We start from the raw sequence: 12,176 nt of genomic DNA on the forward strand, positions 1-12,176 counted from the left end.
GCGCCCAACTATTGTCGGCGCTACCGCCCGGCGGCCCGCCACGCACACCCGGTCGATACCTCCACTTCGCATATCGGCTTCCGGTGCGTGGCAAGGCCGACCGCTCAAGGCTGAGCGGCCGGTACCGGGCTGCGCTTCTTCATCGCCAATTGGTAGAGGATCAGCACCACCATCCCCACCAGCATGAACAGCAGGACGGCCGCCGTCACCGGCTTGGCCGCGTGGTTGGCGCCCGCCAGGGCCAGCGCGATGCCGGGATGGCGCAGCGAAGCGGCGACGGCGAGCGTCGGCCGGTCCTGCTCGCTCGGGCCGCCCAGGAAGTGTCCGCCCGCCAGCGCGATGACGACGACGATCGCCATGGCGACCATTGTGCCGTCGCCGATCAGCTTGCCCATCTCGGGCGCAGCGCCAATCAGCAGGGGCACGAACGCCGCCACCAGCAACAAGTTCGCGACCAGGATGACGGTGCGCGGCAGGGCGGGCGAAGCCTTGGGAAACAACCAGCGCCCGATGGCGAGGCCGATCGCGAGCGGCACCACCAGCCCGACGAAGATGTTGCGCGCGACGATGCCGACGGGGAACTGCGCGTGGACCTCATAGAGCCGGGCACCCAGCGCGCCAAGCGCCGGCACCGTCAGCAGCGCCATCAGCGCGGCGGCGCCCTGCAGTCCGTAGATGTAGCCTGCGTTGCCGCCGAACTTCATTGCCTTTCCGGGCATCAGCGGCGGCACCGGGGAGATCGCCATCAGGAAGATGCCGGCCTTGGCAGCATTGGAGATCGGGAAGGCCGACATGATCGCGATCGCAGCGATCACCGGGATGACGACGATGGCCACGAAAGCGCGGGCCAGCAGGGAGGGGCGGGCGACGACGGAAGCGAAGTCCCCTCGCGACGATGCAATTCCCGCGGCGACGACGAGTAGGGCAAGGCTTACCGTCAGTAGGATGGGTAGCAGGTGCTTGAGAACTTCCATGAGCCGCTCCTTTTCTGAAGGCCGTCATCATCGCTCTTTCGCAGCCGGGTTTTCATCAGGGAAACCCCGCAGCATGGCCGCGGAATGCCTGCAGATCGGGAAATACGTGGAGCCGCATCGGGAACAACCCCAATGGTGGCGGACGGTCACTGGCTGCAAGCTGTCTGCCCGGTTGACGCAAATGCCCGGATACGGAGGCAGTCATGAAAAGAATTGCAGTGAGGATAGCGTTGGGGACCTTGCTCGTGGGCCTGGGCGGTGTTTCATGGGGTGTGAGCGTGTTGGGGCAAACCAACGACCATGCACCGTCAGCGCTAAAATCAGCCGACGAACTGAAACACGACAAGAAGGAGTCGTGGACCTACATCAAGCCGGGCCTGGCCCTCGCGAAGTACGACGCGATCCAGATCGTGCCGACAGTGGTCTATCAGGGCACCGATGCACAGTTCGACAGTATCCCAATGGCGGAGCGCGAGAAGTTCGCCGGCATCCTGACCGAGGCGCTGAAAGAGAAAATGGCGAAGTCGTTCAAGGTCGTGGGTGCGCCTGCGTCGGACGCCATGCGCCTTAAGTTCACCATCGTCGGCGCCACCAAGACGACCACTGGGGTGGGCACCGTGTCCTCGGTCATGCCGATCGGTGCGCTGACCAATGCCTACAAGAGCATCACCGGGCAGAAGGGCAGCTTCTCAGGCTCGGTTTTACTGGCCTTCGAGCTGTTCGATTCCAAGACCGGAGAGTTACTGGCAGCCGCCGTACGCCGCGAAGCACCCGATGCGCTCGATATCACCGCCACGCTCTCCACCACCGACACCGTAAAGGCGGTCGCGTCGGCCGTGGCCGACAAGCTGCGCGCGCGACTGGTCGCGGCGAAGTCTCCCGCGCCTGAAGGGCGCTAACCCGCCCAGCCCAGCGAAGTGGGCGGGGAGGGCTCTTGTGGCGGGCGGTCGAGGGATGTCTGCCCCGTTAGGCCGGACAGCAACGATCTCCCCATCCCCCCGGAGGGGGGAAATATTGGAGACGCGAAGCGCCAGCGGGCGAGCAGGGCCTCGTTCCGGGTCGGTCGCGCGAGAACCGCTGGCGATGTCCGATCGGGGCCATGGGGCACCCGTTCGCTGGCGAGGGCTCCGGATGGAAACCGCACGCCATCAATGGAGTAGCGGACGAAAAATTGGACCAAACCTTTTTCAGAAAACCTCGCCGATGCCGAAGTAAATCGCCTGCGAGTCCTTGCCGATGGCCAGGTCCAGACGCAGGTTGATGCCGGTTTCCTTTGACGCCTTGTAGCGCAGGCCCATGCCGGCGCTGGGTAGCATGGTGGTATCGCCTAGATCACCGAGGCTTTTGGCGATGCCGCCGACCCCGGCAAACCATACCGCGCCGAATTTCTCGTCGAGCTTCTGGCGCCATTCGAGCTGCGCCGCCCAGGAGGCGCGGTCGCGGTACCGTCCCATCTCGTAGCCCCGCAGTTCACCAGCCTGACCGTACATGCACAAGTCGTAGAACGGTCCGCCCTTCGATACCGCGCATACCGCGCCATTGACCGCTAGCGTCCCGGTCGAGGTCACCGGGAAGTAGCCATTCGCCGCGAACTGCCACTTGTTGTACGTGAAATCGCTGTCAAGATCCTTGAAGTTGAATGTGCCGACCAGCGTGATGTCGGCGCCTGTGCGGGGCGCGAATTGGTTGTCACGGCTGTCGTAGGTGATCGAGGGGCCGATTCCAGAAATCGTGCTCTTGAACTCCGGCAGGGGCAGATCGGCATCGGGAAACAGTGGGTTCTCGCGCCTGATCTCAGTGTTGAGGTCCATCACCTGGTACCGCGCGCCGACGTAAAGGTTGGGCGCGACGCGGTACTGGCCTTGCGCTAGTCCCATGATACCCTTGTCGACCAGTTTGATCGACACGTCACGGTCGCCGGCCGATCCACCGATGCCGTAGAAATTGATGTTGATGTTGGCGTAGCCACCGAACAGAAGGACCTTGAACCGGTCGTCTGCGAGCGACATGCTGTGGAAGGCCGCGCCGCCCCAGCTTTTGTTGCTGGTGTAGAGTCCTCCCGCGCCCGAGACCCATGGCGAGTCGCTTCCATTCGGATTGTAGAACAGCACAGCCGCTCCCATCAGACCAGCGCCCAAAGTTGGATTTGCTAGCGGGATCGGCACAACCAGAAGGTCGGGCTTCATCGTCTTTAGCTTTTCCGGGTCCTCTTCCGCGGTCACCCGCGCGGTGGAAGCCGTGACGGAGCCGGTGGCCATCTCGGCAACCTGGTTCTGCGCCAGAGCTGACGTCGGCAGGCCCATGGCGAGGATGGGTAGCAGTACGCCCAACCGGGCCGGGGTCGTGTGCGCGACCTTGGACATCCGTTTTCTCCTTACAGGGTGCGTGCGCCCCAGCGCTTGTTGTTCAGGGACTTTTTGTCATTCGGCCGCGCGTGGCGGCAGGATCATCTTCAGCGGCAGCGATAGGCTGACCATGACCGAGCTCCCTTCGAGCCGGCGCTTGGCGTCGAATTCCTTGAAGGCCCGGATGCGGAACGTGGCGGGGCTGCGGCCCATGACGGTGTTGTAAGCGGCAGTGACGCCCACGCCCGTCACCTCGCCCTCATTGGGGCCGAGCACCGCGCCGGGGCCGCTGTCGGCGCTGATCTGGTTATAGTAGTAGCCCTGCACGCCGGCCGAGAACTTGGGCGAGAAGGTCTTTTCGATCGCCGCTTCCAAATGAAAATCGTTGCCGCTGTCGTAGTCGGTGTACTTATTGGTGCCGTTGAAGGTCACGCCGGCCTTGGCGCTGACGTCCCAGCCCGACTTAGTATCGTGCCAACTGGCCGCCAGCGAGGCGTCGCCCGCCCACCGCTGAAACGAAAGGTTGGCGAGCTGGTCCTCGCGGTAATGGCCCACGGGTATGTTGACGAGGGTGCTGGCGGTGACGTGCAGCTTGTCCCAGGTCCAGCCGAGTTCGGCGGTGGCGAGCGGGTCGCCAATCGTCAGGGTACTGTCGCGGCGCAACGCCTCCAGAACCTGCCCGCCCGGGCCGCTCAGCACCGCGGACGCTTTGACCATCGGTGCGCCGACGGGAAGGGTGAGGCCCATCGCCACTGTACCGCCCAGGAATTTTGTCGAAGGGACCCACAAAGCGGTGGTGAACTGCGCGACGATGGTCGCATCGAGGCCCAGGACGACATTGCCGCCCACCACCAGGCTGCGATCCGCAGCGATGTCGCCGTCGTAGTAATAATAGGTATTGTCGAGGAACAGCCCCTCCACTGGGGGCAGGACGGCGGCCTCGGCCCCCCCCGATCCCAGCAGGTAGACGGTGCTGCCACCCTCGGCAGCACTCGCCTGCTGGCCGAGGAAGGCCAGGCCGCCTACGGCCGCCACGGCCATGGCGTTCAACATGCGACGCTTGGATATGCGTTCGTTCATGGGTCGCTCTCGCTCCATTGTTGCAGCCGGCAGACTGCGACAGGCGAGGCCGGCGCTAAATCAGGGATTACCCCGGATTCGCGTACGGCTATCCGCGAAGGACGATCGACCTGCGGATAATTCTTCTGAAAGCAGGGGTCCGCCCGATGGTAACGAGCCTAGGGCTCGGCCTAGCTTTCTGTTCTTTAACCCCGGGACAGGAGACCAAGACATGCGCACCCGCCAGCTTTCCAGAGCCATCGTCCTTCCGCTGCTGCTGATGGCGGCTACACCCGCGTTTTCGGCGAAGGCGCCGGACACTTGGGACGGCCTGCTACATGTCCCGTCCAAGAAGATGGGCGCGGTCTACCTGCAGGCGAATGCAGACTTCAGGGTTTATAGCAAGGTCATGCTCGATCCGACGCAGATAGCATTCCGCAAGAACTGGGAACGCGACCACAACACGCTTTCGGCAATGGGGAGCATCTCGAACGAGCAGGCACAGCGCATTCTCGATCAGGCCAAGGCGGGCTTCCAGAAGCTGTTTGTCGATGCCTACCAGAAGGCGGGCTACGAGGTCGTCCAGCAGGGCGGGCCCGGAGTGCTCCGGGTCGCCACCGCCGTGGTCGATCTAGACGTCACCTCGCCCGATACCATGTCCGCCGGCCGGACTTGGACGTTCTCAAAGGATGCCGGCAGCGCAACGCTCGTACTCGAGGCGCGGGATTCGCAGACCGGCGCGATCCTCGGCCGTGCGGTCGACAAGCGCGCTCTCGACGACGTCCAGCCCTACATCCGCAACAGCGTCACCAACGGTTCCGAGTTCGAGCAGCTGTTCGCGAGCTGGGCGAAGAAGAGTGCCGCCGGGCTTGGCGAACTCAAGGCGCTCTCGCCGGTGAACGTCGACGGCATGCGCGCGAAGTAGACACGGTATTTCTCATGAATTGATGGCGTTCCAGTGGGGCGAGATCGGTATTACACCTGATATCACTCCTGGTCTGCCGGGCCCATTTAATTGAATTGACGATCGCTGACCGGCGGGCCGTTAAGGCGCGGCCGGCACTCACCACTCTTCGGAAGCGGCTGTGACCATCGCCCGCTGCCGGCAAACTGACGCAATCCGGCCCTTTCGGGCTGAGCATTCTGGACCGGCCGGATTGCGTCCCTCCCTTTCTTGATCGCCAAACTCGCCGGACGGCGGCGCCTCGCCGGCTCATCGGCGCGCCTGAGCCTACTGGCAGGAGCTGACCCGATCAGGGCATTTGGTTCGAATGTTAGGGGAAATCCCCGATGGCCGGACTCACTTCACTCTCCGAAAGTTCCCCGGCATTTTGAGCAGAAGGACATCAAGCCATGCCGAATGGAAAGCCGAACATCCTGGTTATCTGGGGTGACGATATCGGGATCAGCAACCTCAGCTGCTACACGAAGGGGTTGATGGGATACCAGACGCCCAACATCGACCGAATCGCCAAGGAAGGCATGATGTTCACCGATAGCTATGGTGAGCAAAGCTGCACTGCCGGGCGCTCTTCCTTCATCACCGGGCAGAGCGTGCTGCGCACTGGCCTGTCCAAGGTGGGCATCCCGGCTGCTGCGATCGGCATGAACGACAAGACCACCACGATCGCCGCGCTACTCAAGGAGCAGGGCTACGCGACCGGACAGTTCGGCAAGAACCACCTTGGCGACCTCAACCACATGCTGCCGACCAATCACGGTTTCGACGAGTTCTTCGGCAACCTCTACCACCTCAACGCCGAGGAGGAGCCGGAAATGGACGATTACCCAAAGGACCCCCGGTTTGCGGCGACATTCGGGCCGCGCGGCGTGATCCACAGCTGGGCTAGCGACGTGGATGATCCGACCGAGGAGGAGCGCTGGGGCCGCGTTGGTAAGCAGAAAGTGACCGACACCGGCCCTCTCACCAAGAAGCGAATGGAAACCTGCGACGACGAGTTTCTGGCAGCCGCTACCGACTTCATCAAGCGGCAAAAGGACGACGACCAGCCTTTCTTCGTGTGGGTGAACTTCACGCACATGCACTTGTACACCCACCCAAAACCCGAGAACAAGGGTCAGGCGGGCCGCTGGCAATCCGACTATCACGACACGATGATGGACCATGATGGAAACGTCGGCGCGATCCTAGACCTTCTTGATGAGCTTGGCATCGCTGACGATACGTTCGTGATGTACTCGACCGACAACGGGCCCCACCGCAATTCCTGGCCGGATGCCGGCACGACGCCCTTCCGCAGCGAGAAGAACACCAACTGGGAAGGCGCCTTCCGCATCCCGCAGGTGATCCGTTGGCCGGGGAAGGTCGAAGCGGGGTCCGTTTCGAACGGTATCGTCCAGCACCATGACTGGCTGCCCACCTTCCTCGAAATGGCTGGCGCTCCCGACGTCGTGGACAAACTAAAAGACGGCTACGAGGCCAACGGTCGGATCTACAAGAACCATATCGATGGCATGAGCCTGCTGGGGCACATCACCGGAAAGGAAAAAAGCCCTCGCGAGATTTTCTTCTATATCAGTGACGACGGTGACATCCTCGCGCTCCGCTTCGACAACTGGAAGATCGTCTTTATGGAGCAGCGATGCCAGGGGACACTGCAGGTCTGGGCCGAACCCTTTACGCGACTTCGTCTGCCGAAGATTTTTAACCTGCGTACCGATCCGTACGAGTTCGCCGATGTAACATCCAATACCTATTACGAATGGTCGCTGCACAATCTCTATTTCATATTCCTTGCACAACTCGCTGCGGCGAAATTTGCCGAGACCTTCAAGGACTTCCCGCCCGTGCAGAAGCCCAACAGCTTCACCATCGACGACGCGATCGCAAAGATGGCAGACGCAAGCGCCGGTTCGAGTTGACCGATGCCTAGCCGCTATCCCCCAACGGTGGCGTCGCTCGGAGCTGCCGCGGTCATCGCGACCGCGGCAGTTCAGGGAGCTGGCGAGCCCACGGCAGCCGCGCCGGCAACGGCGGGGCAGATGCCCGCAGGCTTCCCCAAGCTGCCGGCGGGTATGCCCAAGGGTTATCTCGAACTGAGCGAGCTTCCCGACAGCCTCGCGCTGCTTCCCGCGCCGCCAGGCCCGAAGACGGAGGCCTTCGCCCGCGACGAGGAAGTGAGCAAATCGATGGCGCGCAAGCCGGGAAGTCCACGCTTCCTCCATGCCGCCAGCGACGCCGACCTCAAGCCTGCGCATGCGCTCCAAACGTTTGCTTGCGCATCCGGGGTGTCGCCGGATCCGAAAAAGACGCCAGTGCTCTACCGGCTCCTCGGCAAGACAATGATCGATGTCGGCCTTTCTACCTACAAGGCCAAAGTTCACTACCAGCGCGTCAGGCCCTTTGTCGTACATGGCAATGCCTCGTGCTATCCGCCGGACGAAGCGGCGCTGCGCAGTGACGGCTCGTACCCTTCAGGACATAGCGCGGTGGGCTGGGGCTGGGCCCTCGTGCTGGCCGAGGTGATGCCCGGCCGCGCCGACGCAATCCTCCAGCGCGGGCGGGATTTCGGCGACAGCCGGCTCGTGTGCAATGTCCACTGGGCCAGCGACGTGGATGCCGGTAGGCTGATGGCCTCGGCCACCATCGCTCGCCTTCATGCCGCGCAGCAATTCCGCGCTGACGTCGAGGCGGCGCAGGGGGAAATTGCCGGGCAGCAACTTGCACCTCCGGCCGAGGCGTGCGCCGGGGAGACCGCCGCAGCAGCGACTCCTTGACGGATAGTCACGTGACTCCTTGTCATCATTCACTGTACGGTACCTTACCGTCCGAACAAGCGATTCACGGCCACGCCCCGTGGTTTCCGAAATCGCCATGCGTTTAGAGCCTGACCCGAAAGTTGTTGAGCAATACCAGTCGTTTGTGATTCGAGCCGTCCTTGCGAAGAGATGGAGAGATTGATGGCATGGACTGGTATTGCTCGCAGGAGCATAGTCGAAGCGGGCTGCGCTATTCCAGTGATATGACGGATCGAGACTGGGAGGTGGCAGCGCCGTTCATACCCCCCGGCGAAGCGTGCGAGCGGCGTCGAACCGCCAACCTGCGCGAGTTGCTGAATGCGTTGCTCTACATTGCCGCGAGCGGCTGCTACCGAAGTGCTTTCCGCCGGTCTCAACCGTTCAGCGGTACTTTTACCCTTGGCGCGATGCCGGGCTTCTCGATGCGATGAACACGGTGCTGGTCATGAACCTGCGCGAGATCGAGGGGCGCGAAGCCTCTCCCAGTGCCAGCGTCATCGACAGCCAATCAGTGAAAACCACGGAAAGCGGCGGCCCTTGCGGCTATGATGCGGGCAAGAAGATCAAAGGCAGGGAGCGGCGCATCCTGACCGACACCTGCGGGTTTCTGATCTTCATCCTCGTGCACACGGCCGATATCCAGGATCGTGACGGCGCCGTCGATGTCCTCGAAGCCGTCCGCCATCGTTTCCACTGGCTGCGCCATGTCTTCGCCGGAGGCTATGCCGGTGACAAGCTCAGGAATGCACTGGCCGGATCGGGGGCCTAGACGATCGAGATCATCAAACGTTCTGACAAGGCCAAGCGCTTCCACATACTGCCCCGCCGATGAGTCGTCGAACGGACTTTCGCGTGGCTTGGCCGATGCCGTCGGCTCGCCAAGGATTGGGAGACGACCGGGATAATACCACCGTCGGGCTCGATTTGGCCAAGAGCATTTCTTGGGTTCATGCGGTTGATGCCGTGGGCGGCTCAATCGCAATGGGGGAAAATGGTTCTAATATCAGCCGTGGTGATGCGGCCGTTAGCGTGGCCAGAGCAGGGAATGTTACCACGCTAGGGCAAACTGCACGCCGGCATCCTCAAGACCGAGAAGACCTTCAAGGAAGCTGCTAGCCAGTTCCTGCGCGAATACGAGATCGTCACCGAGGGCCAGCGCAGCAAGCGTTGGAGAGAGGGGCACGGTATTCGCCTTCGCGTGCATCTGCTGCCGTTCTTTGGCGACCTTGGCCTCTCCGAGATCACGGGCGGCAAAGTGCAGGAGTACCGGGTGCACCGGATGTCTTCGCGGGGCATCGCCAATCCGCATTCGAAGAGCAATCGCCCGGTCTCGGGCAAGGCGCCTGCCCGAAAAACCCTTCACAACGAAATCGTGACGCTGCGCCAGGTGCTGCGCAGCGCCGTGAGCCACGGCTGGTTGTCGCACCTGCCCGACATCTCCAGTCCTTATCGCGCTTCGAGCAAGGTCGAGCATCGACCCTGGTTCAGTCCTGCCGAGTACAAGCAGCTTTACAAGGCAACCGGAGCCTATGCCAAGGAGCCATTCCACGCCCACTTTGCGTGGAGTGCGCAGCAGGTTCACGACTACGTCCTGTTCATGGCAAACACGGGCCTGAGGCCCGATGAAGTTTCGAACCTCGCGCACCGGGATGTCGAAATCGTCAATGACGATGAGACGGGGCAACATATCCTGGAAATCGAGGTGCGCGGCAAGCGAGGGGTGGGCTTCTGCAAGAGTATGCCCAATGCCGTTCGCCCCTATGAGCGGCTGCTCAATAGTCCCAGACCTGGGCAAGCGGAAAGCCGCCGCGCGGCGCAACGACGGCGCTGGGCTGGAATCGACGAGGCACCTGAAGTGCCCGAGGCGGAGCTGCCGAAACCGACCGACAAGGTCTTTCCCGGCAATCACGTAAAACTGTTCAACGGTGTGCTTGCCCGGGCTGAGCTCAAGCTGGACCGCGATTGCAAGGCGCGAACCGCGTACTCGCTACGCCACACGTATATCTGTTTGCGGCTGATGGAAGGCGCCGATGTCTACGCAGTCGCGCAAAACTGCCGGACCAGCGTCGAGATGATCCAGAAGCATTATGCCGCGCACATCAAGAACATGATCAGCTTCTGTGAATGTGCGTAAGGTCAAGCCGACGCGCCGCCGGCAGTCCGTGCCCGTGGCATTCGAGGATGACGACCTGATTGACGCCTAGTCGCTGTTCAGCGCGGCGCCCGCCGACGCGCCAGCGCATCCGCTTGCGGGTGCGCCTCGCATCAGCGCCCTTGCGGCGTTGATGCGTGCACGAACGTGCTCTTCGGCTTTATCTGGCCAACCTTGATATGCGGGCGGCGGCAAAATGGGATTGTCGTCGCCCCGCCAGCAGTTGTACCGATGACGCAATCCCCCTTCGAGAAAGGAGCATCAATCGTGACGCCACGTGCCGCCATTCAACAGATCGCGCGCATGGTTCGCGACGATATCCGCTCGGGGGCAATGTCGCCCGGGGCACACAGTGTCGGAGATATGCTGGCGGAGCAGCCCGAAGCCCTGCTGCTCATCGTTGACCTCGCGGGTGCCGAAGGGCGCAAGAAGCGGCCTGACGCGATGATGCATCACGCCTATTCCTTTATGCTTGGCCACACTCTCGAGCAGCTGCGGCAGCGAAGCGAGGCCGGCAACGGTCATGCGACCATGGCCATAGAGAACGTCAAGACCGCGATTGCTCAGCAGATGCTTATCGGCAAGCTCATGCCGACGGCAGCGATGGCACTGGTCTCGGCATTTTCTCGGGCCGGCGTCGAGGTGGGGGACGATATACGTAGCGCCATGGATCACGCGATGATCCAGACCGGAGCCGGCCCGCACAATCTTCCGCCGCCCGGTGTTAATAAAATGTTGAAGGACTTGGTGAGAGCCTGTGAGGGTGATCCGTTCCTGATCCACAGCCAGTTCGCCGAATTGACCGCAGCCATGCCTGCCGGGTTGCAACTCAGTCTCCTGGAAGGTCTTGTCCTCGCCGACGATTCCAGTCTGCGCGAGGCCGCTATCGGGTGGCTGCTTGCAGAACCTGCGATTGCGACCCCCTTAGCCTCCATGATCGAAGAGACCGCCACCCGAGGGCGTGTGTCGGCAACGTCGGTTACCAACCTCATGCTGATCCGCAACTGGGTGCCTGAAGATCGGCGCCGTGCGATCGATGCGATCATTAAAGCCGCGCGAGCATTCGGGTCGGTGCCTGAGAAGCGACCCGCAATTCAGGTCAGGGAGCTCTTGATATCCGAGCGCGACGGGGCAGGGGCCCAAAGCCTATTCGCATCTATCAAGCAGGGCAGAAAGAACGCGCTGGTTTCGATTCTGGTCAAGCAGGGGCACGGTGTGCGGGACGCCTGGGTAGCGGCCTCGCTACCCAGGTCTGAGATCGAAGATATGCTCGACCACATCGCGTCTGAGATGACGGTCAATGAAACGACTGCCGAGGACGCCGCACTGCTCCTGAGCAGCGCCCTTGCGGACGGCTCAGCGAGTTCACCACCCCCATTTGGTCTCGTGCAAGCTATCACGCTCATCGGACTCTTGGATGTGGCGCCCAGGGCTGTATCGGTGCACGATCTTGTTGCCTCGATGCTTGAGGACGTGGGCGATGCAGCGAGCAATTCTAAAGCGGTCGAGCGCGCAGTGCGCGGCTCCGGGCGATGGCTCGCAACCAACCCTCAACTTGAGTCCTGGTTCGAGAATGGCGACGATGTTGCCGCAGCGATCCGGGGTAAGCGTAAGATCGACGACCGGATCGCCGCGATTATCGAGACGGTGCTGGAACCGAAGCGCGCCTTTTGGGCCAGTGTTATCGCCTGGAGTGCATTCGCGCAGCGAGGTGACGACGACGATTTGCGGTGGATCGAAATGGCACTCGTCGCTCGTGAGATGGCTACGCAACGATCTCTCCCCGAAATTCCGCTAGCCCGTTTCATTGCCGTTCAGACCGCCGAGGCCGCGCGGACCTGATGTCGGCGCTCTACGGGGGCTTGCCCGGCACCCGCAGCGCATTCA

The 12,176-nt window shown here is 62.3% G+C and carries 10 protein-coding genes and 2 pseudogenes; 8 read left to right on the top strand and 4 right to left on the bottom strand.

Annotated elements, in window-relative coordinates; genetic code table 11:
• A pseudogene (locus tag PMI02_RS27855) lies at positions 1–114 on the top strand (formylglycine-generating enzyme family protein); the annotation flags it as partial.
• Here PMI02_RS27855 and PMI02_RS03355 read toward each other — a convergent pair.
• Complete coding sequence (locus PMI02_RS03355; RefSeq protein WP_007678740.1) at positions 105–974, bottom strand: Na+-dependent transporter; 870 nt, start codon at positions 972–974, stop codon at positions 105–107. The pseudogene PMI02_RS27855 and the gene PMI02_RS03355 overlap by 10 nt on opposite strands.
• 245 nt (positions 975–1,219) lie before the next feature.
• On the opposite strand from PMI02_RS03355, the gene PMI02_RS03360 reads away from it, so the two are divergent.
• Positions 1,220–1,873, top strand: coding sequence for a DUF3313 domain-containing protein (locus tag PMI02_RS03360; RefSeq protein WP_238538972.1), 654 nt, complete (start codon positions 1,220–1,222; stop codon positions 1,871–1,873).
• Positions 1,874–2,161: 288 nt separating this feature from the next.
• Here PMI02_RS03360 and PMI02_RS03365 read toward each other — a convergent pair whose 3' ends face one another.
• Both PMI02_RS03365 and PMI02_RS03370 read right to left on the bottom strand, forming a co-directional pair.
• Positions 2,162–3,337 carry a BamA/TamA family outer membrane protein gene (locus PMI02_RS03365; protein ID WP_007678744.1) on the bottom strand — a complete coding sequence of 392 codons (1,176 nt, stop codon included), beginning with the start codon at positions 3,335–3,337 and terminating at the stop codon, positions 2,162–2,164.
• Positions 3,338–3,394: 57 nt separating this feature from the next.
• Positions 3,395–4,399: a transporter gene (locus tag PMI02_RS03370; protein ID WP_007678746.1), complete on the bottom strand. Its 1,005-nt coding sequence runs from the start codon at positions 4,397–4,399 to the stop codon at positions 3,395–3,397.
• Between the two features lie 211 nt (positions 4,400–4,610).
• Between PMI02_RS03370 and PMI02_RS03375 the strand changes: the two genes are divergently transcribed.
• The 4 genes and pseudogenes from PMI02_RS03375 to PMI02_RS03390 all read left to right on the top strand — a co-directional run.
• Complete coding sequence (locus PMI02_RS03375) at positions 4,611–5,303, top strand: DUF3313 family protein (RefSeq protein ID WP_007678748.1); 693 nt, start codon at positions 4,611–4,613, stop codon at positions 5,301–5,303.
• 428 nt (positions 5,304–5,731) lie between these two features.
• Positions 5,732–7,261 (top strand): arylsulfatase, encoded by a 1,530-nt coding sequence (locus tag PMI02_RS03380; protein ID WP_007678750.1) that lies wholly within the window; start codon positions 5,732–5,734, stop codon positions 7,259–7,261.
• A gap of 120 nt (positions 7,262–7,381) precedes the next feature.
• Positions 7,382–8,116, top strand: coding sequence for a phosphatase PAP2 family protein (locus tag PMI02_RS03385; protein WP_238538965.1), 735 nt, complete (start codon positions 7,382–7,384; stop codon positions 8,114–8,116).
• A gap of 183 nt (positions 8,117–8,299) precedes the next feature.
• Positions 8,300–9,029: pseudogene (locus PMI02_RS03390) on the top strand (IS5 family transposase); the annotation flags it as partial.
• Positions 9,030–9,185: 156 nt separating this feature from the next.
• On the opposite strand, the gene PMI02_RS28145 reads toward PMI02_RS03390, so the two are convergent.
• Entirely contained in the window at positions 9,186–9,320 is a 135-nt protein-coding gene (locus PMI02_RS28145) for a hypothetical protein (RefSeq protein ID WP_255348704.1), read from the bottom strand.
• A 15-nt stretch (positions 9,321–9,335) separates the two neighbouring features.
• Here PMI02_RS28145 and PMI02_RS03395 point away from each other — a divergent pair, with 15 nt between their 5' ends.
• On the top strand, positions 9,336–10,271 hold the full coding sequence (locus tag PMI02_RS03395; protein WP_007678760.1) for a site-specific integrase: 936 nt from the start codon (positions 9,336–9,338) through the stop codon (positions 10,269–10,271).
• A 285-nt stretch (positions 10,272–10,556) separates the two neighbouring features.
• Positions 10,557–12,131 (top strand): hypothetical protein, encoded by a 1,575-nt coding sequence (locus tag PMI02_RS03400; protein WP_007678762.1) that lies wholly within the window; start codon positions 10,557–10,559, stop codon positions 12,129–12,131.
• The last annotated feature ends 45 nt before the right edge of the window (positions 12,132–12,176 follow it).

It is taken from the genome of Novosphingobium sp. AP12 (genome assembly GCF_000281975.1).
GTDB lineage: Bacteria > Pseudomonadota > Alphaproteobacteria > Sphingomonadales > Sphingomonadaceae > Novosphingobium.

Bases quoted from the DNA above. Each gene is read 5' to 3' on its own strand.
- PMI02_RS03375 (WP_007678748.1), top strand. From the start codon at position 4,611: ATGCGCACCCGCCAGCTTTCCAGAGCCATCGTCCTTCCGCTGCTGCTG.
- PMI02_RS03385 (WP_238538965.1), top strand. From the start codon at position 7,382: ATGCCCGCAGGCTTCCCCAAGCTGCCGGCGGGTATGCCCAAGGGTTAT.
- PMI02_RS03355 (WP_007678740.1), bottom strand. From the start codon at position 974: ATGGAAGTTCTCAAGCACCTGCTACCCATCCTACTGACGGTAAGCCTT.
- PMI02_RS03380 (WP_007678750.1), top strand. From the start codon at position 5,732: ATGCCGAATGGAAAGCCGAACATCCTGGTTATCTGGGGTGACGATATC.
- PMI02_RS03365 (WP_007678744.1), bottom strand. From the start codon at position 3,337: ATGTCCAAGGTCGCGCACACGACCCCGGCCCGGTTGGGCGTACTGCTA.
- PMI02_RS03370 (WP_007678746.1), bottom strand. From the start codon at position 4,399: ATGAACGAACGCATATCCAAGCGTCGCATGTTGAACGCCATGGCCGTG.